Here is a 21,643-nt window from a genome sequence, read left to right on the forward strand (position 1 = left end):
TCCGCGCGGATCCGGGTGCCACTGGTTCAGTCTTCGTCTTCGTCGATCACCTTGGCCGAACCGAAGTCGGTGTGACGGATGTCCTTGCCGCCCACCACGTACACCACGTATTCCGCGATGTTCTTGGCATGGTCGCCGATGCGCTCGATCGCCTTGGCCACCCACAAGGTGTCGATGGAGCCGGAGATGGTGCGCGGATCTTCCATCATGAAGGTGATCAGGCTGCGGGTGATCGAACGGAAGCCGTGGTCGATGCTGGCGTCCTGCTTGATCAGTTCCAGCGCCTGCTTCTCGTCCAGGCGGGCGAAAGCATCCAGCGAGCTGCGCAGGATGTCGGTGGCCTGCTCGGCGATCAGGGCTACAGTCTCGTAATGGGAGACCAGGCCGATGCCGCGCTTGTGCAGGTGGATCGCGGTGCGCGCGATCTTGGTGGCCTCGTCGCCCACGCGTTCCAGATCGGTGATGATCTTGATGGTGGCCATCACGGTACGCAGGTCGTTAGCGGTCGGCTGGCGGCGCACGATCAGGTGGCTGCACGCGTCGTCCAGCTCGACTTCCAGGCGGTTCACCGCCTCGTCGTCCTTCATCACGCGCTTGGCCACTTCCAGGTTGCCGGTGCGGAAAGCCGCAATCGCATCCTGGAACTGATGTTCCACCATGCCGCCCATGGCGAGCACCTTGGAACGGATTTCTTCCAGATCTTGGTCGTACTGCTTGGAGGAGTGATCGCCGGTCATGTGACGTCCCTAATTGATTGAATTCTGTAAAAAAATAAGTGCCCTGACTACGTACCGGGGTGCGGCATGAGCATCGCGAGCAATCCCGAGGTCAGCAGGAGAAGCGCAGCCGTACAGGGGTACGGCGAGCATCGCAGTGCTGAGATCGGGATGCGCAGTAGCTCAGGCCGTGCCCAAATTAGCCAAAGCGGCCGGTGATGTAGTCTTGGGTTTCCTTGCGCACCGGATTCATGAAGATCTGGTCGGTCTCGCCGAACTCGACCAGCTCGCCCAGGTACATGTAGGCGGTGTAGTCCGAGCAGCGGGCCGCCTGCTGCATGTTGTGGGTCACGATGGCGATGGTGTAGTCGTTCTTCAGCTCGCCGATCAGCTCTTCCACCTTGGCCGTGGAGATCGGGTCCAGCGCCGAGGTCGGCTCGTCCAGCAGCAGAACTTCAGGCTTGACCGCTACGCCGCGCGCGATGCACAGGCGCTGTTGCTGACCGCCGGAGAGCGACAGGCCGCTCTTGTGCAGCTTGTCCTTGACTTCACCCCACAGCGCCGCCTTGTTCAGCGCCCATTCGACGCGCTCGTCCATTTCGCCTTTGGGCAGGTTTTCGTACAGACGGATGCCGAAGGCGATGTTGTCGTAGACCGACATCGGGAACGGGGTCGGCTTCTGGAACACCATGCCGACCTTGGCGCGCAGCATGTTCAGATCCTGGCCCGGCTCGAGGATGTTGTTGCCGGCGTACATGATCTTGCCCTCGGCGCGCTGGCCGGGGTACAGGTCGTACATGCGGTTGAAGGTGCGCAGCAGGGTCGACTTGCCGCAGCCCGACGGGCCGATGAAGGCGGTGACTTTGCCTTCGTAGATGTTCAAGTTGATGTTCTTCAGGCCCTGGAATCCACCGTAGTAGAAGTTCAGTTGCGAGATTTCGATCGTGGACTTCTTGGGTGCAGCAGCGTTGGCCGATGCATTCGATGCCTGGTTTGCCATTTGAGCAGTAGTCATGTCGGTCACTTGGATAAATTAGCCGGGGATCTGTTGCTTGAACAGGGTACGGGACAGCACGTTGAGCAGCAGCACGCTGAAGGTGATCAGCAGTGCCCCGCCCCATGCCAGCGAGACCCAGTTGTCGTACGGGCTCATGGCGAACTGGTTGATCACCACCGGCAGGTTGGCGATCGGACGGTTCATGTTGGTGCTGAAGAACTGGTTGTTCAGCGCAGTGAACAACAGCGGCGCGGTCTCGCCCGAGATACGGGCCACCGCCAGCAGCACGCCGGTCACCACACCCGCCTTGACCGCGCGCAGACGCACGATCAGGGCTACCTTCCAGCGCGGCGCGCCGAGGGCGAAGGCTGCTTCACGCAGGCCGTTGGGCACCAGCTTCAACATGTTGTCGGTCGTACGCACCACCACCGGAATGGCGATCAGCGAAATCGCGAAGGTGCCGGCCCAGCCGGAGAAGTGGCCGACGTTGGCCACGTAGATCGCGTAGACGAACAGACCGATGACGATCGACGGCGCCGACAGCATGATGTCGGTGACGAAGCGGGTCACCTGGGCCAGCTTGCTCTCCTCGCCATACTCAGCCAGGTAGATGCCGGCCAGGATGCCGATCGGGGTACTGATCAGGGTGCCGATGCCGACCATCATCAGGGAGCCGACGATGGGGTTGAGCAGGCCGCCGCCTTCACCGCCGGGACCCGGGGTGTTTTCGGTGAGCAGGCCCAGGTTCAGGGCGGCCACGCCCTTGAACACCAGGGTCAGCAGGATCCAGGCCAGCACGAACAGGCCCAGGCCCATCGCCAGGAAGGAGAAGATCATGCCGAGGCGGTGCTGCAGCAGGCGACGGCGATACACCGGGTTGAGGCCTTGCGGCTTCTCGGCGCCGTTGAAGGCGGAGGATTGGGTGGCTTGGGTCATTATTTGGCTCCTTCCTTGCGCGACATGCCCATCAGCATGATCTTGGCGGCGGACAGAACGATGAAGGTGATGACGAACAGGATCAGGCCCAGGGCGAACAGCGAGGACACGTGCAGCTTGCTGGACGCTTCAGCGATTTCGTTGGCCAGGGTGGAGGCGATACTGTTGCCCGGCGCGAACAGCGACCAGGACAGGCGGTGCGAGTTGCCGATCACGAAGGTGACGGCCATGGTCTCGCCCAGTGCGCGGCCGAGGCCCAGCATGACGCCGCCGACCACACCGGTCTTGGTGTACGGCAGCACCACCTTGCGCACCACTTCCCAGCGGGTGCAGCCCAGGCCGTAGGCCGATTCCTTCAGCACGGCGGGCACCACTTCGAACACGTCGCGCATCACCGAGGAGATGAAGGGGATGATCATGACCGACAGGATCAGGCCGGCGGTCAGGATGCCGATGCCCATGGTCGGGCCGGAGAACAGCGCGCCCAGGCCGGGGATCTGGCCCAGCGTGCTCTTGAGCGCAGGCTGCACGTATTCGGAGAACAGCGGCGCGAACACGAACAGGCCCCACATGCCGTAGATGATCGACGGCACGCCGGCCAGCAGCTCAACGCAGGTTCCCAGCGGGCGGCGCAGCTTGGCTGGGCAGATTTCTGTCAGGAACAGCGCGATGCCGAAGCTCACCGGGAAGGCGATCAACAGCGCGATGATCGAGGTGATCAGGGTACCGGCGATGGCGATCATGGCGCCGAATTCTTCGTTGACCGGATCCCACTCGACGCGGGTGATGAAGCCCGGGCCGAATTTCTGGAACGCCGGCCAGGAGCCGATGATGAGCGAGACGATAATGCCGGCCAGCATCAACAGCACGGTCAATGCGAACAGCAGCGTCAGTTTGTGGAAAAAGAAATCCTGCAGCCGCTGGCGGCGCATGACGGCCATCAAACGCTGATGCGCGGCTTGTGCGCTCTCAGCGTCTGTCGGGGATTTTTTTACTTCGGAGTTCGACATAGCCGTGGTGGAATAATTAGTGCTCATTGGAGTTCACCATTAAAACGGGCCATCGCCGCGAATGCTCTGTCGTCAGAGTTGCTCGTTTTCGCTGCGATGACCCGTGTGCTTCATTCAAAGAAGCTTGCTTTGCTTTCCTGGCGGATGGGCTCTCGCCCTTCCTTCAAGGCTTGCGTGACATGCGATTACCAAACCGCCTTGCCGCTGCTGTCCTTGATGTTGGCCTTCCAGGAATCTTCCACCAGCTTGGTCACGTTGGCCGGCAGCGGCACGTAGTCCAGCTTGGCAGCGGTAGCGCCGCCGTTCTTGAAGGCCCAGTCGAAGAACTTCAGGACTTCCTTGGCCTTGGCGCCGTCGCCGTCTTGCTGCTTGTGCAGCAGGATGAAGGTGGCGCTGGAGATCGGCCACGAAGCCTTGCCGGCTGCATCGGTGAAATCAACAGCGAAGCCCGGGGTATTGGCCCAGTCGCCGTTGGCGGTTGCCGACTTGAAGGACTCGTCGTCCGGCGACACGAAGGCGCCGTCCTTGTTCTTCAGTTGGGTGAAGGTCAGCTTGTTGGCCTTGACGTAGGCGTACTCGACGTAGCCGATCGAACCCTTGACCTTTTGCACGTTGGCGGCAACGCCTTCGTTACCCTTGCCGCCCACGCCGGTCGGCCACTTCACTGCGGTGCCTGCGCCGATCTTGCTCTTGAAGTCGGCGTTGGCCTTGGACAGGTAGGAGGTGAACACGTAGGAGGTGCCCGAAGCGTCCGAACGGTAGACGACGGTGATGTCGTCAGCCGGCAGCTTCACGCCCGGGTTCAGGGCGGTGATTTCAGCGGCGTTCCACTTGGTGATCTTGCCGGCGTAGATGTCGGCCAGCACGGCGCCCGACAGCTTGATCTGACCAGGCTTGACGTTATCCAGGTTCACCACCGGCACCACGCCACCGACCACGGCCGGGAACTGGGTCAGGCCGCTGCTTTGCAGGTCGTCCTGGGTCAGCGGCGCATCGGATGCGCCGAAGTCAACGGTCTTGGCCTTGATTTGCTTCTGGCCGCCGCCGGAACCGATCGACTGGTAGTTCAGGCTGTTGCCGGTCTTGGCCTTGTATTCTTCAGCCCACTTGGCGTACACGGGATACGGGAACGATGCGCCGGCACCGGTGATTTCTGCTGCATGCACAGCACCGCCGAAGGCGAAAGCGCCTGCCACTGCGGCTGCGATTGCAACAGACTTAATCAGTTGGTTGAAACCCATTTCTGATACTCCTATGTTTTTGAACGGATTGAGCGTCACTGAGACATCACGGTTGGTGGGATGCACTTCTTGGACAGGGCGAACTTTAACCAGCTAATGTGACGAGTTTATGACGGGGCATTGTCAGCTTTGCCTCGATGGACGGATGTCCGGACGGCAAACATTTCATTATCAAAACAATAATGTCCTTCCGCCTCCCCTGATCTGATCCATGACTCCGAGTGCAAGGCCGCAGTTGGCTGGATGCGTGCTTCGGGGCAAAAATAAGGCCTCGTCATCCATCAAGGCCTGTGCTTAGAAAGATATTGGTAAAAAATTAAATAATGGAAACGTTTCCATAAAAGAAATGTGACAAATGCTTATTTGATCTGTCATAAACTTGTCATACCTCATTACTACACTCCCCGGCACAACGTGGATGGCAGGAACCGTCAATGACCAGAAAAGCAAAACCGGAAAGCAGCCATCAAGCTGCGCAACCTGAACTCCCGGCCAATACGATCTACCTCAATCGCGAACTGTCGCAGCTGGCATTCAACCGCCGCGTGCTGGCCCAGGCCGAAGACCGCCGCGTCCCTCTGCTGGAGCGCCTGCGTTACCTGTGCATCTGCAGCAGCAACCTCGATGAGTTCTTTGAAGTGCGCATCGCCAGCCTGCTGGCCAACCGCATCGAGGGCGAGAACATCGATCCGCCGGAGCTGCGCGCCGCGCTGGAGCGCACCAGCGTCGAGTGCCATCGCATCGTGGCGCGGCAGTACCAGTTGCTCAACGACGAGATCCTGCCGCAGCTCGCCACCGACGGCATTCACCTGCTGCGCCACGACGACCGCAACGAGGCTCAGCGCGCCTGGGTCAAGACCTACTTCGAGCAGCATGTGCGCCCCTTGCTCACGCCCATCGGCCTGGATCCGGCGCACCCGTTCCCGCAGGTGCACAACAAGAGCCTGAATTTCATCATCGAGCTGTCCGGCAAGGACGCCTTCGGCCGCGGCACCGGCATCGTCATCGTCAAGGCGCCGCGCGTGCTGCCGCGCGTGATCAAGCTGCCGGACCACCTCTCGCCCAAGGGCAATACCTCGTTCTGCCTGCTGTCCTCGGTCATCCACGCGCACATCGCCGAGCTGTTCCCTGGCCGCGAGATCACCGCCTACTCGCAGTTCCGCGTGACCCGCAACAGTGACCTGTGGGTGGATGAAGAGGAAGTGAAGAACCTGCGCCAGGCGCTGGAAACCGAATTGCAGAGCCGCCAGTTCGGCGTGGCGGTGCGCCTGGAAGTGGCAGCCAACTGCCCCGAGCACCTGGCGCAATTCCTGCTGAACCAGTTCAACATCGACCGCAACCGCATGTACGCCGTCGAAGGCCCGGTGAACATGGTGCGCCTGTCCGAGATCGTGAACCTGGTGGCCCTGCCCGAGCTGCGCTTCCCCCCGTTCTCGCCCACCCTGCCGCACCAGCTGATCAGCGAAAACATCTTCAGCGTGCTGGACAAGAAGGACGTGCTGCTGCACCACCCTTTCCAGTCCTTCCAGCCGGTGGTCGACTTCATCCGCAGCGCCGCGCACGACCCGGCCGTGGTGGCGATCAAGCAGACCATCTACCGCACCGGCATGAACTCCGACCTGATGGAGGCGCTGATCTACGCCGCCCACCACGGCAAGGAAGTGACGGTGATCGTGGAGCTGATGGCGCGCTTCGACGAGGAAGCCAACATCAACTGGGCGGTCAAGCTGGAACAGGCCGGCGCCCAGGTGGTGTACGGCGTGGTCGGCCTGAAGACCCACGCCAAGCTGGCTTTGGTGATTCGCCGCGAAGACGCCGGCTTGCGCTTCTACGCCCACCTCGGCACCGGCAACTACCACCCCAACACCACCAAGTTCTACACCGACTTCGGCCTCTTGACCTCTAACCAGGAGCTCACCGCCGAAGTCAACGAAGTGTTCATCCACCTGACCAGCCTGACCAAGCCGCGCAGCCTGTCCCACCTGTGGCTGGCGCCGTTCACGCTGCAAAAGGAAACCATCCGCGCCATCCGCAACGAGGCCCAGATCGCGCGCGAAGGCCGGCCGGCGCGCATCATCGCCAAGATGAACGCGCTGCTGGACGAATCGGTCATCCGCGCGCTGTACGCGGCCTCGGCCGACGGCGTGAAGATCGACCTGATCGTGCGCGGCGCCTGCGCGCTACGGCCTGGCGTGCCGGGGCTGTCGGAGAACATCAAGGTGCGCTCCATCATCGGCCGCTATCTGGAACACTCGCGCATCTATTACTTCCGCAACGACCTGAAACACGACGTCTATCTGGCCAGCGCCGACTGGATGAACCGGAACCTCTTCCGTCGTATCGAGGTCGCATTCCCGGTACTGGACAAGGCGCTCAAGAAACGCGTGATCACCGAGGGCCTCAATCCTTACCTGAAGGACAACACCAACTCCTGGCATCTCGATGTCAACGGGGTCTATACCTTGAAGAAGGCGCGTAGCAAGCAGCAAGCATTCAGCGCCCAGCAGCACTTGATGACGACATTAGGGGCTGCTCCCGTGTCATTTGCGAACGCGAGCAGTCAGCAAGCGTCGTCTGCCTAGGCGCAGCGACGCGCCGTAGCGGTGCTACGGCAAGGAGCTGTAACAACGGCAGGCGTGGCTTGCTGACAGCTCCCGGAGGGTTGTTCCCGGCAGGCGCGCTAGCGGCGTTGCACGGTGATGCTGGTGGCACCACCACCAGTATCACCGCGCGCGTTGCCAGCACGCCTGCCGGGAACAACGCGTCTCGCAAATGACACGGAAGCAGCCCCAAGCATTCCGGCGTTACCGCCGGAGGAATGAGGATGCCGCCAGCCCTATTGCTAACCAGGAGAGTCTGATGGATTTGATTTTGTGGCGGCACGCGGAAGCGGAACTGGGCGAGCCCGACGAGGGACGCGCCCTGACCCCGAAGGGACACAAGCAGGCTGCCAAGATGGCCGAATGGCTGGACCGCAATTTGCCGGAAAGCTGCCGCATCCTGGTCAGCCCGGCTACCCGCACGCTGCAGACCGCCGAAGCGCTGGCGCGCAAATACAAGGTGCATCCGGAACTGGCGCCGGACAAATCGGCCGAGGACCTGCTGCGCGCGGCCAACTGGCCAGACAGCCGTGAGCCGGTGCTCATCGTCGGCCACCAGCCGACCCTGGGCCTGGTGGCGGCGCAATTGATCGGCGGCCAGCCTCAGGAGTGGTCGCTGCGCAAGGCCAACGTATGGTGGATCGCCCAGCGCGAACGCGGCGACGTCACCACTAACTACCTCAAGGCGGTGATTGCGCCGGAACTGTTGGCCAGCTCCGGCAAGCATCATCGCTGAACTGCGCCGGCATCATTGAAAACGCCGCCCATCGGGCGGCGTTTTTGCATGCGACGTCCGCCTCAGGACGGTTCCCGGTCGAGCTCGTCGGGCGTCCGCTTATGCGCCTCATTGCGCAGTGCCGGGACAGATGCGCGATGCAGCGGCAATGCCGGCGCCGATGCGAAGGCCGCCTCGCGTCCGCCGACGGCATCCAGCTTGAAGGTGCCGACCACCTCCGTCAGCTGAACCGCCTGTTCCTTGAGCGATTGCGCCGCAGCGGCTGCCTGCTCGACCAGCGCGGCGTTCTGCGACGTGGTTTCATCGATGCGCGCAATGGCGGCGTTGACCCCGGCGATGCCGCTGCTCTGCTCCTGGCTGGCCTGCGCGATCTCGTCCACGATCTGGCTCACCTGGCGCACGCTGGCGACGATGTCGGCCATCGTGGCGCCGGCTTGCGCCACCAGCCGGCTGCCGCTTTCGACCCGTTTCACCGAATCGCCGATCAGCGTCTTGATCTCCTTGGCCGCGCTCGACGAGCGCTGCGCCAGCGAGCGCACCTCGGAGGCCACCACTGCAAAGCCGCGCCCCTGCTCGCCGGCGCGCGCCGCCTCCACCGCGGCATTGAGCGCGAGGATGTTGGTCTGGAAGGCGATGCCGTCAATCACGCTGACGATGTCGGCCACCTTCTGAGAAGAGTCGTTGATGGACTCCATGGTGTCGACCACCTGGCTCACCACCGCGCCGCCCTCCTGCGCCACCTTGGATGCCGAAGCTGCGAGCCGGCTGGCCTCGCGCGCGTTGTCGGCATTCTTGCCCACGGTGGCGGTGAGTTGCTCGATGGAGGATACGGTTTCTTCCAGCGAACCGGACTGCTGCTCGGTGCGCTGCGACAGATCGGCGTTGCCGGAGGCGATCTGGTCGGCCGCGGTGGCGATGGTGTCGGTGCCGCGGCGCACCCGGGTGACCACACGCAGCAAGCTGGTGTTCATGTCCTTCAGCGAGGCCATCAGCTGGCCAGACTCGTCCTTGCTGGCGGCAACGATGTCCACCGTCAGGTCACCGCGCGCCACACTGCCGGCCACCTGCACCGCCTGCTGCAGCGGCGCGCCGACGATGCGCGCCAGCCAGGTCGCCAGCAAGGCACCCAGCAACAAGCTCGCCACCAGCAGCGCCGCGATCATGACCTGCGCGGTGCGGTAGATGCTTTCTGCGCGTTGATCGGCGTCCTTACTGCCCTGGACATTGATTCGCACCAGGGTGCTGGCGCTGTCGAACACATCGTTGAAGAGCCGCCCGGCCTCCCCTCGCACAAGCCGCAGCCCCTCCTCCGGCTGCCCATGCTGATAGGCGCTCACAACCCGTTCATGAATGCCCTTGTATTTGTCGAAGGCGTTGCGCACGCGCGTCACGTTGACCTTCTCCTCAGGCATGTCGGCCAGGGAGACGCTGCGCTTGATCGCGTCGTCCACCAGCGCAATCTGCTCGTCGAACATCTTGCCGTAACGATCGCCGTCGTCACGACTGGTCGAGGTCAGCCGTAGCATCTGGTTGGCGCGCGCACGACTGAGCGCGACCTCGATCTCCAATGAGGCCTGCACGCCGGGGAGCAGGTTTTCCGCCATATACCGGCTGGACTGGTTGACCTTCTGGATCTGCAACAGCGAGAACACGCCCAGCACGCAGGTCAGCAACAGCAGCAGGAAAAAGGTAAGCGCGAGCTTGAGTGAAATTCGCAAGTCATAGAACCATCGCATGGTGTCTCCTCGTCAGCGCCATGGGCGCAAGGCCGGGCATCTGCCGATGCCCGGGGATGGCTCATTCTGCGAAACGGAAGGAGAAATTTATATCGAATTTTTTCTAATTATTTATTGTTTTATTGGGAGTTTTCACAATTAAAAACGGCCCGGAAAACCGGGCCGTTGTTCATCCTGCGTGCGTAACGAAGAAGATCAGAAAGTTTCCCAATCACCGTCGTCGCCCGACGGCGGCTGGTTGCGCGCGGCCTTCGGCGTTGCTTCCACCTTGGGCAATGCCGCCACCGGCGCAGCCTTGGACGCCGGACGTGCGGCCAGCGGCTGGCGTGGCTTGGCCGGCGCCGAGCGAGCGACAGGCGCGGCGGCCGGCGCTACGCGGGCGCGCGGTGCGGCTTCGTCGGCGACGTGGAAGATCGAGACTTCCTGCATCAGCGCCTGGGCTTGCTGCTCCAACGCCTTGGCGGCGGCGCTGGCTTCTTCCACCAGGGCGGCGTTCTGCTGCGTGGCTTCATCCATCTGCGACACCGCGCGCGAGACCTGGTCAATGCCGGCGCTCTGCTCGTTGGAGGCGGAGGAAATCTCGCCCATGATGTCGGTCACGCGCTGCACGGCGGTGATCACATCGTTCATGGTGGCGCCGGCCTGGCCCACCAGTTCGGAGCCGGCTTCCACGCGATCCACCGACAGCATGATCAGTTCCTTGATTTCCTTGGCGGCGCTGGAAGAGCGCTGCGCCAGCGCGCGCACTTCGGAAGCCACCACGGCGAAGCCGCGGCCCTGCTCGCCGGCGCGCGCCGCTTCCACCGCCGCGTTCAGCGCCAGGATGTTGGTCTGGAAGGCGATGCCGTCGATGATGCTGACGATCTCGGTGATCTTGGCCGAGCTATCGCGGATTTCTTCCATGGTCTGCACCACGCGGCCGACCACCGCATTGCCGTCGGCGGCGATGGTCGAGGCGTTGACCGCCAGCGTGGACGCCTGGCGGGCGTTGTCGGCGTTGTGCTTCACGGTGCTGGTCAGCTCTTCCATGCTGGAAGCGGTCTCTTCCAGCGAGGCGGCCTGCTGTTCGGTACGCGAAGAGAGGTCCAGGTTGCCCGACGAAATTTCACGCGTGGCCACGGCGATCGCGTCGCTGCCGCTGCGCACCGCGCGTACGGTGCGGGTCAGGCTGGTTTGCATGTTGTCCAGGCCGCTCAGCAGCTGGCCCATTTCATTCTTGGAATGCACGTGCACAGGCTGGGTCAGGTCGCCGGCGGCGATGGCGTCGAAGTGCTTGAGCGCGCGCGCCAGCGGTTCGCCGATGGCGCGACGCAGCGACAGCCAGCTGTACAGCGCCAGGACGATGCCCACCAAGATCGCCACGATGGAGAAGATGCGCGACGCTTCATAACGCGCATTGGAAGCGTTGAGGCTCTTCTCGGCCTGCTCTCCCTCGTATTTGCTGAGAGCCTGACCGTCCGCCTGCATGGCGGTGTAGATGGTGCCGACCGTGCGCGCGGTGTCGCCGATAGCCTTGCGGTCGCCGGTCTTGATCACTTCGGCGAACTTGGTCAGGGCCTGCTCGGTCTTCTCAAGCCCATCGGAGACCTTCTTCTCCAGCGCGCGGCCCTCTTCGGTCTGCGGCAGCGCGGTGTACTTGGCCCACCATTGCAGCGCCTCCTTGCGCGCATTGGCGTCCATGCCGTACATGCGCTCGGCCCAGGCCGGGTCATCGGTCAGGGCGGCCTGGTCCAGCGAGGTGCGCTGACGACCGATCCAGATCAGCACGTTGTCGGCGGCCACGGTCTTCGGAATGCGCTCTTCGGTCAGCTCGCGGTTGATGCTGACCGCGGCCGACATGCCGAGCAGGCCGGAGGCGCCGATCGCCACCAGCAGCGTGGAAAGGATAAGGATGGCAAGGGCGAGCTGCGCCTTGATGGAAATATTCTTGAATGACATTGGACGGTTCCTGTGGATGAGAGGAAACGCGGCAAGCCGCGCCCCAGCCCCAAGGTCGCATGTCATCTGCGACGGCTGCCTGTGCTCCGGTCCCGGAGCATGGCGCTCAATTCCTTGGCTAGAACTCCCTCCGGCAAGAACGCCCCCATGACGATTGCCCGGGAGGGATTTGGCTGCCCTATCTTAACGGCAACTTTTTAAAAATCTTCAATCCTCCCACGCCGTCTTGAGACCGCACGCGCCAAAAACAAAGCGCCGCGGCCTTGAGAGGCTCGCGACGCTTACGCAGATTTACATTTCAACTTGATTGCACTTAACAATCAAGCAACATGCCATTCCAACAATTGTCGTTCAGAACTCCTCGAACTCATCATCGCGCGCTGCGGGAAGAGGCTTGCGTCCGGCAGCCGGCAAGCTGCCCGCAGGACGCGCTGCGGGCACCACGCGCGCCTGCACCTCGATCTCGGCCGTCGGGTTGACGGCGCGTGCGGGCGCGCTCACCACCGGAGCCGAAGGTGCCGCCAGCTTGAGCTTGAACACCGAGACCGCATGCGCCAGCGCATCGGACTGTTCCTGCAGACTCTCGGCGGCGGCGGCGGCCTGCTCCACCAGCGCGGCGTTCTGCTGGGTGATCTCGTCGATCTGCGTGATCGCGTTGTTGACCTCGGCGATGCCCGCGCTCTGTTCCTGGCTGGCGGCGGTGATCTCGCCCATGATGTCGGCCACGTGCTTCACCGACGTCACGATCTCGCTCATGGTGGCGCCGGCCTCGTCGACCAGCTTGCCGCCGGCGTCGACCTTGTCCACCGAGTCGCTGATCAACTGCTTGATCTCCTTGGCGGCGGTGGCCGAACGCTGGGCCAGCGAACGCACTTCGGAGGCGACCACAGCGAAACCGCGGCCCTGCTCGCCGGCGCGGGCGGCTTCCACCGCGGCGTTCAGGGCGAGAATGTTGGTCTGGAAGGCGATGCCGTCGATCACGCCGATGATGTCGACGATCTTGCGCGAGCTCTCCTTGATTGAACCCATGGTTTCCACCACGTCGCCCACCACACGGCCGCCCTTGGTGGCGTAGTCGGACGCGGAGACCACCAGCTGGTTGGCCTGGCGCGCGTTCTCGGCGTTCTGCTGCACGGTGGAGGTCAGCTGCTCCATCGAGCTGGCGGTTTCCTCCAGGCTGGAAGCCTGCGATTCGGTGCGGTTGGAGAGGTCGACGTTGCCGCGCGCGATCTCGTGCGAGGCCACCGCGATGATGGCCGCGCTTTCCTTGACTTCATTCAAGGTGGTGGCGAGGTTGGCCTGCATCGCGCCCAGCGCGTTGACCAGCGAGGCGGCCTCGTCGCGGCCGCGGTCATGGAAGTCCTGCGTCAGGTCGCCGCTGGAAATGGTCTCGGCGATGCCGCCGGCGCGCTTCAACGGATTGACGATGGAACGGGTGATCACGAAGGTGAAGAAGAATCCCAGGCCCAGCGTCAGCACGCCGATCACCAGCATGCCGGCCTGCGCCTTGCGGTAGCTGTCCTTGGCGTCGGCATGCGCGGCCTTCATGTCTTCCTGCTGGAAGGCCGCCAGCGCGCCCACGCTGGCCATCCACTTCTCATGCGCGGGCAGGAAATCGCTCTTCAACTGTTGCGCCGCGTCGAAGTAATTGCCACTGCCGACCTGCTGGCGGATGGTCTCCACCAGCGGGAACAGCTTCTTGCTCTCGGCCGACGCCGCGCCCAGCAACTCCTTGCCGCGTCCGGTGGAAGACAGTTCGCCGATCTGCTTTTCGAAACCGTTGTACGCCACCAGGATCTTGCCCAGGTGTTCATCTTCGGCCTTGCCTTCGGCCGCATCGGTGGGGGTGACCACCTTGCGCAGCGCCAGCGCCAGTTCGCTGCCCAGCTCACGCATGTTCATGGCGGTGGTCATCGCGGCCACCTTCTTGTCGATCACGTATTCGCTGGACGCTTCCAGCTCGGCCATGCGCCACAGGCCGATTGCCAAGAGCGCGGCCGCGCACAGCAAAATGAGGCAAAAGCCGAAAGCCAATCGTGTGCCGATCTTGAGATGTTGAATCATGGACATGCTCTTCCCTGTAAGAACAAAGTGTTGCAGACATCGTCCGGCAGCGTGGCCGGAGTGCGCCCTCCCTATCGCCTCATGCCCGGGCGTCTGCCCGATGGTCAGCATGATTCATGCCCGCAGCCGCGAGGAGAACCCGTCGCAGGCGCAAGAACATGCGGCAATAGCGGCAAGCCGGAACACCGGCAGCCGCAAAGCATCTTGTTGGTCTGGATATTGCCGAAGCGCAGCTTATGTTGCTGGCGGGTGCCGTTGCAACTCGCAAACGGCTTGTTCTTGTCACGGTTCGACGTGCGGCATCTTAGAAGAGCCCCTGATCGCGAGCCAATGCTTTGTAGGCATGCTTTCATGTGCCTTTTGCATAGTTCGTCCGAATCGGGGCAAGCGCCCCGAAAGGGGGCACAAGACCTCCGGCGATGAGCGTTCAGCTCATGTTGGCGACGCCGGATGGACCCGGTGAAAACACGCGCGCATTGCACAAATGCCAATGCGCGCGCGATCTAAATGACAAGTTCTCGCCGGGCGTCGCGACTACCGGTTCAGAATTCTTCCCAATCGTCGGGGCCGGTCTTCGCCGTCTTCTGCGGCTTGGCCTCGATGGCCTTGGGCGTCTTCGCGGTCGCCGGCCTGGCGATCGGCTTGACGGGCTTGGCGACGCCTGCTGCCGCCGTCGAAGGCGGCTTCGCCACTGCCTTCATTGCAGGCCGCGCGCTCACTGCAGTCTGCACCGGCTGCGAATGCGCTGCACCCTCAACGGTGCGAAACACGCTGACCGTATTCCACAGCAGCTCGGCCTGCTTCTGCAGACTCTCGGCGGCCGCCGCAGCTTCTTCCACCAGCGCCGCGTTCTGCTGCGTGATGGATTCCATCTCCGTGATGGCGTCGTTGACCTGGCCGATGCCGGTGCTCTGCTCCTGGCTGGCGACCGTGATCTCGCTCATGATGTGCGCCACCTGCTGCACCGAACCGACGATCTCGCCCATGGTGGCGCGCGCCTCGTCGACCAGCTTGCCACCGGCGTCCACCTTCTCGACCGAGTTGCCGATCAGTTCCTTGATCTCCTTGGCGGCCGAAGCCGAGCGCTGCGCCAGCGAACGCACCTCGGAGGCCACCACCGCAAAACCGCGCCCCTGTTCGCCTGCGCGCGCCGCTTCCACCGCCGCATTCAACGCCAGGATGTTGGTCTGGAAGGCGATGCCGTCGATCACGCTGATGATGTCGACGATGCGACTGGAGCTGTCCTTGATCTGTCCCATGGTCTGCACCACGCTGCCGACCACCTCGCCGCCGCGCGCGGCCAGCTGGGAGGCGGAGTTGGCCAGCAGGTTGGCTTCGCGCGCGTTCTCGGCGTTCTGCTGCACGGTGGAGGTCAGCTCTTCCATGGCGCTGGCGGTCTCCTCCAGGCTGGAAGCCTGCGACTCGGTGCGGCGCGACAGGTCGGCGTTGCCGGTGGCGATCTCGCGCGAGGCATGCTGGATCACATCGATGCTGTTGCGCACATTGCCGACGATGCCGCCCAGGCTGCCGGTCATCTCGTTGAGCGAGCCCAGCAGCTGCGCCGATTCGTCGCGCCCCAGCGCCTGGCCGCGCACGGTGAGGTCGCAGGCCGCGACATGCCTGGCCAGGTCGACCGACTGCAGGATGGGATGCGTCACCGAACGCGTGATCAGCACGCCGAACCACGCCGCCACCAGCGCCAGCAGCAGGATCGATCCCAGCACCGCCAGCTGCTTGCGGCGCAGGATCTGGTTCTGATCATCCAATTGCGCGGCCAGCACTTCGGTCATCCGGCCGATGGTGCTGAACTGCTCGTCGATGGCCGTGGTGAATTGCTTGAAGTAGGCATCCGACGCGTAGCTGATTTCTTCCGGCGTCAGGATCTGCTCGCGCGCCAGCTTGATGACGCCGTTGCCGAGCTCGCCGGCATTGGCGAAGGCCGGGCCCAGCTTGTCCTTGAGCGCGGCATTGGCGTCCACCGCCTTGGCGAAGGATTTCTGCGCCGCGTTCAGCTTGTCCTGCGCCCGCTCCAGCAAGGCCGCCAGATCGAGCCGGTCGTCGCGTTTGGCCTCCTTCTTCAGCAGCAGGCCGGCGCCGCGCGCGCGCGCGCGGCCGAGGTCTTCGGTCAGGCCGGGCATGGCGATGAAGGCGGCATTGATGAGCTGCGTGCTGTCGTAGTCGGGATCGGTGGTGTACTTGAAGTAGTCGAGCACGCGCTCGCTGAGGTCGAACATGCCGGCCACCACGGCGCTGTGCGCGGCGAAGCTGGCCGGCGCGGCAAGGCTCTTGCCGGCTACGCCGTCGCGCACCTTGTTCCAGGCCTCGACTTGGGCGCGCAACAGCGGCCCTATCCCGGGGTCGTCCTTCTGCATTGCCGCCAGGCTGTCCTCCAGCGCCTGCAGCGCCTTGCCCACTTCCTGGGCCTTGGCTTCGCGCGCGGCGGCCACGCCGGCGTCGCCATTGAGCAGCACGGCCGACATGCCGCGGTGCTGCTGGATCAGTTGCACGCTGCGCAACAGGCGGCGCACCGGCTCGACGCCCTTGATCTCCATCTTCTTGAATGCGATCACCTGCTCGGTGCTGCCGATGTAGAGCGCCGTCGGCACGCCGAACAGCACCAGCCCCACCACGCCCAGCAGGGCAAATTTTTGCCACAGCATCAGATTGGCCAGCAAACGTTTCATCACATCCCCCATTTCCCGAACTTGCAGCATCAAAAAAAAGAACCTGTCATCCGGAAACCAGCTGCGCACCACCCCCGATTGTTATGGCGACGCCGGCGGTTCAAACAACCGAATAAACATTTTTGATATAGCAAAAATCGTTCCTATTGTGAGGTAACGGCGCGCAAATCCTTACTGGTGGCGGAAGGGAAAAACAAACGCAAAGATCGGAATTGCAGACACGCTAACCCTCGCTCACCGATGGAGGGCGCGAACTGACGCGTGGACGCATCACAGCATTGCCTGTGCGCAAGCAACATCCCGCCGCACCATCGGTTGCCACGGACGGCGGATGCGCAGGCAGCAGGCAGCGGATACTTGGGGAAAAACCGTGCCGCTCAGTGTGACTCGGGCGCGGTCTTGATGCCTGCCAGCTTTTCCTGCGCCGGGCGATGCGCCAGATGCAGGTGCTGCAGGAACTGCTGGGTGGCGGACTCCCAGGAGCGGCTTTCGGCGTGGGCGCGCACGGCGTCCTTGTCCAGCTTCAGCGCCTGCAGGCAGGCTTGCTTGAGGTCGTTCTTGAGGACACCGGAGACGCCGTTGTCGACCACGTCGATCGGCCCTTCGACCGGGTAGGCCGCCACCGGGATGCCGCAAGCCATCGCCTCCAGCAGCACCAGGCCAAAGGTGTCGGTCTTGCTGGGGAAGACGAACACGTCGGCGCAGTTGTAGTAGGCCGGCAGTTCGTCATGGCCCTTGCCGCCCAGGAAGCGCACTTTGGGATAGCGCTGGGTCAGCTCTTCCAGCAACGGGCCATCGCCCACCACCCACTTGGTGCCGGGCAGGTCGAGCTTGAGGAAGGACTCGATGTTCTTTTCCACCGCCACGCGGCCGACGTAAAGATACAGCGGGCGCTCGATGCAGGCGTGGTCTTCCACCGCCGGGCGGAAGTGCGCGGTGTCGACGCCGCGCCCCCACAGCACCACGTTGCGGAAACCCTCTTCTTCCAGCGCCAGCTTCATCGCCGGCGTGGGCACCATGATCGCTTGCGAGCGGCCGTGGAACCAGCGCAGCAGGCGATAGGTGATGGCCTTTGGCAGCAGCTTGCGCGCGGCCAGGTATTCCGGGAAGCGGGTGTGATACGCGGTGGTGAAGTTGAGCTTGTGGCGTACGCAGTAACGGCGCGCAGCCAGGCCCATCGGCCCTTCGGTGGCGATGTGGATGCAGTCCGGCTGGAAGTGCCCCAGCGATTCGGCAATGCGCGCGTAGGGCTGGTAGGCCAAGCGGATTTCCGGATAAGTCGGGCAGGCAAAAGTGCGGAAGTCGCGCGGCGTGAGCATCAGCACTTCATGCCCGGCCGCACGCAGGCAGCGCACGGTGGACCGCAGTGTGTTGACGACTCCGTTGACTTGCGGCTCTCCCGCGTCGCTGATGATGGCAATGCGCATAAAACTGTCGATACCTTGTTCAGGCAAGAATCAGATCCTTGGCCGCGGCCTTGGCTTCCTTGCGCGCTTTCTTGAGTTGCATGATTTCTCCCCAGGTCACCAGGCGCAGCTCGCCGGTAGGGTCTTCCACCAGCGCGGTCAGGCTTTCCACCCAGTCGCCGTCGTTGCAGTAGGTGACGCCGCCGATGTCGCGGATCTCGGCCTTGTGGATGTGGCCGCAGATGACGCCGTCCAGGCCCTTCTTCTTGGCCTCGTCGGCCAGCGCGTCCTCGAACGAGGTGATGTAGCTGACCGCGTTCTTGACCTTGGACTTGAGGTACTGCGAGAGCGACCAGTAAGGCAGGCCCGCGCGTGCGCGCCAGCTGTTGAACCACTGGTTGAACTTGAGGATCATGGTGTAGAGCGAGTCGCCGACGTAGGCCAGCCACTTGGCGCAGGCGATCACGCCGTCGAAGCGGTCGCCGTGCAGCACCAGCATTCGCTTGCCGTCGGCGGTGACGTGCACCAGCTCGTCGCGGATCTTGATGCCGCCGAAGTCGAGGTCGATGAACTGGCGGATCACTTCGTCATGGTTGCCCGGCACGAAGATCACGTCAGTGCCCTTCTTGGCCTTCTTCAGCACGGTCTGCACCACGTTGTTGTGGGGCTGGTCCCAGTACCAACGGCGCTTCAGCTGCCAGCCGTCGATGATGTCGCCCACCAGATACAGCGTCTCGGATTCGGTGGCGCGCAGGAACTCGAGCAGGCGCTCGGCCTGGCAGCCGGTGGTGCCGAGATGGATGTCGGAAATCCAGATGGTGCGAAAACGCAGCGGGTCGCGCTTGGCTTCGTCATCCGGATGATCGTTGTCGTTGTTGCCCAGGCCGGCGAACAGACCCTGGGCATTTTCCATGAACTGTTCGCGTGGCTTCATGCGGTCCTCGTTTCCTTGAGGTAGTGACGGGCGTAGCGGCTGTCGAGCTTGGAGAGCGGCAACAGCAGGAAGAAGTCCGCCGAGTGGAAATCAGGATCCCAGGCCGGTTCGCCGCAAACCCATGCGCCGCTGCGCAGGTAGCCCTTGAGCAGGGGCGGCACTTGCGGCTCGTGGCCGGCTTCGCGATCGTCGATCGGGAACGCCAGCTTCGGGGCGACGCGGTAGTCCGGCGGCGCCAGGTTCTTTTCGCGGAAGGCGTGGTACAGCGCCGCCGCGTTGTGACCGCCGTCGGCCAGGCTGACGCTGGCGCAACCCATCAGGTATTCGCAACGTTCGCGGCGCATGTAGTCGGCCAGGCCGGCCCACAACATCATGATCACACTGCCGCTGCGGTAGTCGGGGTGGATGCAGGCGCGACCGGCTTCTGCGGTGACGCTGCGGATGTTGTCCAGGCGGGACAGGTCGAATTCCTGTTCCGAGTAATACTTGCCCATGCGGCGTGCGCCGTGCGGGCTCAGGATGCGGTAGGTGCCGACCACGGAGAGCGTCTTGCTGTCACGCACGATCAGGTGATCGCAGTAATCGTCGAACTCATCCTTGTCGAGGCCTTCGGCGTTGGCCAGCGCCGACAGGTTCATGGCCTCGATGAAGACCTTGTAGCGCAAGCGCTGCACTTCACGCACTTCTTCCGGGGTGCTCGCGAGGCTCAAGCTCAGCTTGGAAGAACTCGGATTGGCATCGGCAGGAATGGTAAGCAGTCTCATGCATCGTCCTTTTTAGGGTCATGGGATAACGGTGCACAGACTAACGATTGATTATTTCAAGCACATGACCGCGCTGCGGATAAAACAACAGTCAAAGCCGCTGCCACGGCCGGCTCGTCCGGATTCAATGCCGGCAAGGCTTTACGGACGATTCGATATGCGTTTTCCGTTGGATTTTTCAGCGCTTTTTGAGCGCGTCGCGCGCGATGTCGAGGCAGGGTTACAATGTCGTCGGAGGGACAATCCCGGGCTCGCAGCATATTGCGCGATCGGCGCGGAAGCGCCGCCGCCAGTGCCTTTGCGGCAGATGCGAGTCTCTGAACTTTGATCGTACGGCTTCATCGAAACGGCATGGCGCAAGTGAAAAACACACTGCCCCCATGAAGTCGTAAATGGCCGAAAGGCTTGCCTGGCGCGCCCGTCAGCCAATCGTCAGCTTCGTTTTGCAATGTCCGTCAACTTAAATCAATAAAGGAAACATATGCTACTCAAGGATAAAGTCGCCCTGATCACCGGTTCGGCCAGCGGCATCGGCAAGGAGATCGCCGTCGAATACGCCAAGCAGGGCGCCAAGGTCGTGATCGCCGACCTCGCGCTGGAGGCCGCCAAGGCCACCGCGGATGAAATCACCAAGGCCGGCGGCACTGCCCTGGCCGTGGCCATGAACGTCACCGACGAAGCCCAGGTCGACAAGGGCGTGGCCGACGCCGTGAACACCTACGGCGGCCTGGACATCATGATCAGCAACGCCGGCATCCAGATCATCAGCCCGGTGGCCGAGCTGTCGCTGGAGAACTGGCGCAAGATGCTGGCGATCCACCTGGACGGTGCCTTCCTGACCACGCGCGCGGCGATGAAGGCGATGATCAAGCAGGGCCGCGGCGGCTCCATCATCTACATGGGCTCGGTGCACTCGCACCTGGCCTCGCCGCTGAAGGCGCCTTACGTGACCGCCAAGCACGGCCTGCTGGGCCTGGCCAAGACGGTCGCCAAGGAAGGCGCCAAGGACAAGATCCGAACCAACGTCATCTGCCCGGGCTTCGTGCGCACGCCGCTGGTGGAAAAGCAGATCCCAGAGCAGGCCAAGGAGTTCGGCATCAGCGAAGAGGACGTGATCAAGAAGGTGATGCTCAAAGACACCGTCGACGGCGAATTCACCACCACCCAGGACGTGGCGCAGACCGCCGTGTTCCTGGCCGCTTTCCCGACCAATGCCCTGACCGGGCAGTCGGTGGTGGTCAGCCACGGCTGGCACATGCAGTAAGCCGATACGATTTTCAGACAAGAGAAAAGCCGCCTGCGGGCGGCTTTTTCTTTGGCGCCGCATCGCCGCGCCGGCCGTTACGAGCATCACATGCAGCAACGATGTCGCCGGGCGGCGACGCCCTCCGGTCATCCTGCGGTCATCTTGCGGGCATAAGGTGAACCGCCGCCTTTCTCCCGGAGATCCCATGGATGACAAGACGCTGCAGGCATTTCGCGCCTGCGTGGCCCACACCGCGCCAGGGCGCGAGCGCGTGCGCGAACCGGTCGCCGGCGGCCAATGGCGCGAGGCTGAGCCGGATACCGCACGCGCGCGTTCCTACGCGCTGCGGCGTCGCAACTTGGGCGCGCCGCAGGCGCTGGCATCGGTGAACGTGAATCACTGGCGGGTGGATATCGCGGCGATTGAAAAGATAACCGGGCTCGACTTCGGCGCCAAGGTGCGCGGCGCCGACACCATCAAGGACGGCGACCAGCCGCAGGTGGGCGAAGCGCGGATCCTGGTGAGCAGCTTCGCGCAGATCAAGCTTTAAACGCCCTTTGGGACTGCCGTCGGCTGCCGCGCTGCGCACCATAGCCGCGACGGCTAATCCATCTCCAGCCTGACGCCTGCGGCCT

Annotated in this window: 16 protein-coding genes; 4 read left to right on the plus strand and 12 right to left on the minus strand. The window is 63.2% G+C overall.

What is annotated here, in order from left to right:
• Positions 1-26 precede the first annotated feature (26 nt).
• From phoU to pstS, 5 genes are all read right to left on the minus strand, one after another.
• Positions 27-737 carry a phosphate signaling complex protein PhoU gene (gene phoU / locus J8I26_RS17265; protein WP_209608334.1) on the minus strand — a complete coding sequence of 237 codons (711 nt, stop codon included), beginning with the start codon at positions 735-737 and terminating at the stop codon, positions 27-29.
• Between the two features lie 178 nt (positions 738-915).
• A complete protein-coding gene (pstB, locus tag J8I26_RS17270) occupies positions 916-1,716 on the minus strand; it encodes a phosphate ABC transporter ATP-binding protein PstB (RefSeq protein WP_209608407.1) in 801 nt (266 codons plus the stop codon).
• 33 nt (positions 1,717-1,749) lie between these two features.
• Entirely contained in the window at positions 1,750-2,649 is a 900-nt protein-coding gene (gene pstA, locus J8I26_RS17275) for a phosphate ABC transporter permease PstA (protein ID WP_209608335.1), read from the minus strand.
• Positions 2,649-3,659: a phosphate ABC transporter permease subunit PstC gene (gene pstC / locus J8I26_RS17280; RefSeq protein WP_209608408.1), complete on the minus strand. Its 1,011-nt coding sequence runs from the start codon at positions 3,657-3,659 to the stop codon at positions 2,649-2,651. The genes pstA and pstC overlap by 1 nt, the downstream gene beginning before the upstream one ends.
• A 185-nt stretch (positions 3,660-3,844) precedes the next feature.
• A complete protein-coding gene (gene pstS / locus J8I26_RS17285) occupies positions 3,845-4,900 on the minus strand; it encodes a phosphate ABC transporter substrate-binding protein PstS (RefSeq protein WP_209608336.1) in 1,056 nt (351 codons plus the stop codon).
• A gap of 434 nt (positions 4,901-5,334) precedes the next feature.
• On the opposite strand from pstS, the gene ppk1 reads away from it, so the two are divergent.
• The gene (ppk1, locus tag J8I26_RS17290; protein ID WP_209608337.1) at positions 5,335-7,482 is read left to right on the plus strand and encodes a polyphosphate kinase 1; all 2,148 of its coding nucleotides are present in this window, start codon (positions 5,335-5,337) and stop codon (positions 7,480-7,482) included.
• A 277-nt stretch (positions 7,483-7,759) separates the two neighbouring features.
• On the plus strand, positions 7,760-8,236 hold the full coding sequence (sixA, locus tag J8I26_RS17295; protein WP_209608338.1) for a phosphohistidine phosphatase SixA: 477 nt from the start codon (positions 7,760-7,762) through the stop codon (positions 8,234-8,236).
• Positions 8,237-8,298: 62 nt separating this feature from the next.
• Here the strand turns inward: sixA and J8I26_RS22835 are convergent, their stop codons facing one another.
• The 7 genes from J8I26_RS22835 to J8I26_RS17330 all read right to left on the minus strand — a co-directional run bounded on the left by J8I26_RS22835 (position 8,299) and on the right by J8I26_RS17330 (position 19,762).
• Positions 8,299-9,972, minus strand: a complete 1,674-nt coding sequence (locus J8I26_RS22835) for a methyl-accepting chemotaxis protein (RefSeq protein WP_209608339.1) — start codon at positions 9,970-9,972, stop codon at positions 8,299-8,301.
• A 195-nt stretch (positions 9,973-10,167) separates the two neighbouring features.
• On the minus strand, positions 10,168-11,910 hold the full coding sequence (locus tag J8I26_RS17305; protein WP_209608340.1) for a methyl-accepting chemotaxis protein: 1,743 nt from the start codon (positions 11,908-11,910) through the stop codon (positions 10,168-10,170).
• A gap of 351 nt (positions 11,911-12,261) precedes the next feature.
• Positions 12,262-13,974: a methyl-accepting chemotaxis protein gene (locus tag J8I26_RS17310; protein WP_209608409.1), complete on the minus strand. Its 1,713-nt coding sequence runs from the start codon at positions 13,972-13,974 to the stop codon at positions 12,262-12,264.
• A gap of 542 nt (positions 13,975-14,516) precedes the next feature.
• Entirely contained in the window at positions 14,517-16,658 is a 2,142-nt protein-coding gene (locus tag J8I26_RS17315; protein ID WP_209608341.1) for a methyl-accepting chemotaxis protein, read from the minus strand.
• Between the two features lie 377 nt (positions 16,659-17,035).
• The gene (locus tag J8I26_RS17320) at positions 17,036-18,085 is read right to left on the minus strand and encodes a glycosyltransferase family 1 protein (RefSeq protein WP_209608342.1); all 1,050 of its coding nucleotides are present in this window, start codon (positions 18,083-18,085) and stop codon (positions 17,036-17,038) included.
• 19 nt (positions 18,086-18,104) lie between these two features.
• Positions 18,105-18,998 carry a UDP-2,3-diacylglucosamine diphosphatase gene (locus tag J8I26_RS17325; protein WP_209608343.1) on the minus strand — a complete coding sequence of 298 codons (894 nt, stop codon included), beginning with the start codon at positions 18,996-18,998 and terminating at the stop codon, positions 18,105-18,107.
• Entirely contained in the window at positions 18,995-19,762 is a 768-nt protein-coding gene (locus tag J8I26_RS17330) for a GNAT family N-acyltransferase (protein WP_209608344.1), read from the minus strand. The genes J8I26_RS17325 and J8I26_RS17330 overlap by 4 nt, the downstream gene beginning before the upstream one ends.
• A gap of 481 nt (positions 19,763-20,243) precedes the next feature.
• Between J8I26_RS17330 and J8I26_RS17335 the strand changes: the two genes are divergently transcribed.
• Together J8I26_RS17335 and J8I26_RS17340 are read left to right on the plus strand one after the other, a co-directional pair.
• Positions 20,244-21,026 (plus strand): 3-hydroxybutyrate dehydrogenase, encoded by a 783-nt coding sequence (locus J8I26_RS17335; protein WP_209608345.1) that lies wholly within the window; start codon positions 20,244-20,246, stop codon positions 21,024-21,026.
• 187 nt (positions 21,027-21,213) lie between these two features.
• The gene (locus J8I26_RS17340; protein ID WP_209608346.1) at positions 21,214-21,558 is read left to right on the plus strand and encodes a hypothetical protein; all 345 of its coding nucleotides are present in this window, start codon (positions 21,214-21,216) and stop codon (positions 21,556-21,558) included.
• Positions 21,559-21,643: the final 85 nt, after the last annotated feature.

Source organism: Herbaspirillum sp. LeCh32-8 (genome assembly GCF_017814915.1).
Lineage (GTDB): Bacteria > Pseudomonadota > Gammaproteobacteria > Burkholderiales > Burkholderiaceae_D > Herbaspirillum.

Excerpts from the sequence above, each read along its gene's own strand:
- phoU (WP_209608334.1), bottom strand. The coding sequence starts at position 737 with ATGACCGGCGATCACTCCTCCAAGCAGTACGACCAAGATCTGGAAGAA.
- pstB (WP_209608407.1), bottom strand. The coding sequence starts at position 1,716 with ATGGCAAACCAGGCATCGAATGCATCGGCCAACGCTGCTGCACCCAAG.
- pstA (WP_209608335.1), bottom strand. The coding sequence starts at position 2,649 with ATGACCCAAGCCACCCAATCCTCCGCCTTCAACGGCGCCGAGAAGCCG.
- pstC (WP_209608408.1), bottom strand. The coding sequence starts at position 3,659 with ATGTCGAACTCCGAAGTAAAAAAATCCCCGACAGACGCTGAGAGCGCA.
- pstS (WP_209608336.1), bottom strand. The coding sequence starts at position 4,900 with ATGGGTTTCAACCAACTGATTAAGTCTGTTGCAATCGCAGCCGCAGTG.
- ppk1 (WP_209608337.1), top strand. The coding sequence starts at position 5,335 with ATGACCAGAAAAGCAAAACCGGAAAGCAGCCATCAAGCTGCGCAACCT.
- sixA (WP_209608338.1), top strand. The coding sequence starts at position 7,760 with ATGGATTTGATTTTGTGGCGGCACGCGGAAGCGGAACTGGGCGAGCCC.
- J8I26_RS22835 (WP_209608339.1), bottom strand. The coding sequence starts at position 9,972 with ATGCGATGGTTCTATGACTTGCGAATTTCACTCAAGCTCGCGCTTACC.
- J8I26_RS17305 (WP_209608340.1), bottom strand. The coding sequence starts at position 11,910 with ATGTCATTCAAGAATATTTCCATCAAGGCGCAGCTCGCCCTTGCCATC.
- J8I26_RS17310 (WP_209608409.1), bottom strand. The coding sequence starts at position 13,974 with ATGATTCAACATCTCAAGATCGGCACACGATTGGCTTTCGGCTTTTGC.
- J8I26_RS17315 (WP_209608341.1), bottom strand. The coding sequence starts at position 16,658 with ATGAAACGTTTGCTGGCCAATCTGATGCTGTGGCAAAAATTTGCCCTG.
- J8I26_RS17320 (WP_209608342.1), bottom strand. The coding sequence starts at position 18,085 with ATGCGCATTGCCATCATCAGCGACGCGGGAGAGCCGCAAGTCAACGGA.
- J8I26_RS17325 (WP_209608343.1), bottom strand. The coding sequence starts at position 18,998 with ATGAAGCCACGCGAACAGTTCATGGAAAATGCCCAGGGTCTGTTCGCC.
- J8I26_RS17330 (WP_209608344.1), bottom strand. The coding sequence starts at position 19,762 with ATGAGACTGCTTACCATTCCTGCCGATGCCAATCCGAGTTCTTCCAAG.
- J8I26_RS17335 (WP_209608345.1), top strand. The coding sequence starts at position 20,244 with ATGCTACTCAAGGATAAAGTCGCCCTGATCACCGGTTCGGCCAGCGGC.
- J8I26_RS17340 (WP_209608346.1), top strand. The coding sequence starts at position 21,214 with ATGGATGACAAGACGCTGCAGGCATTTCGCGCCTGCGTGGCCCACACC.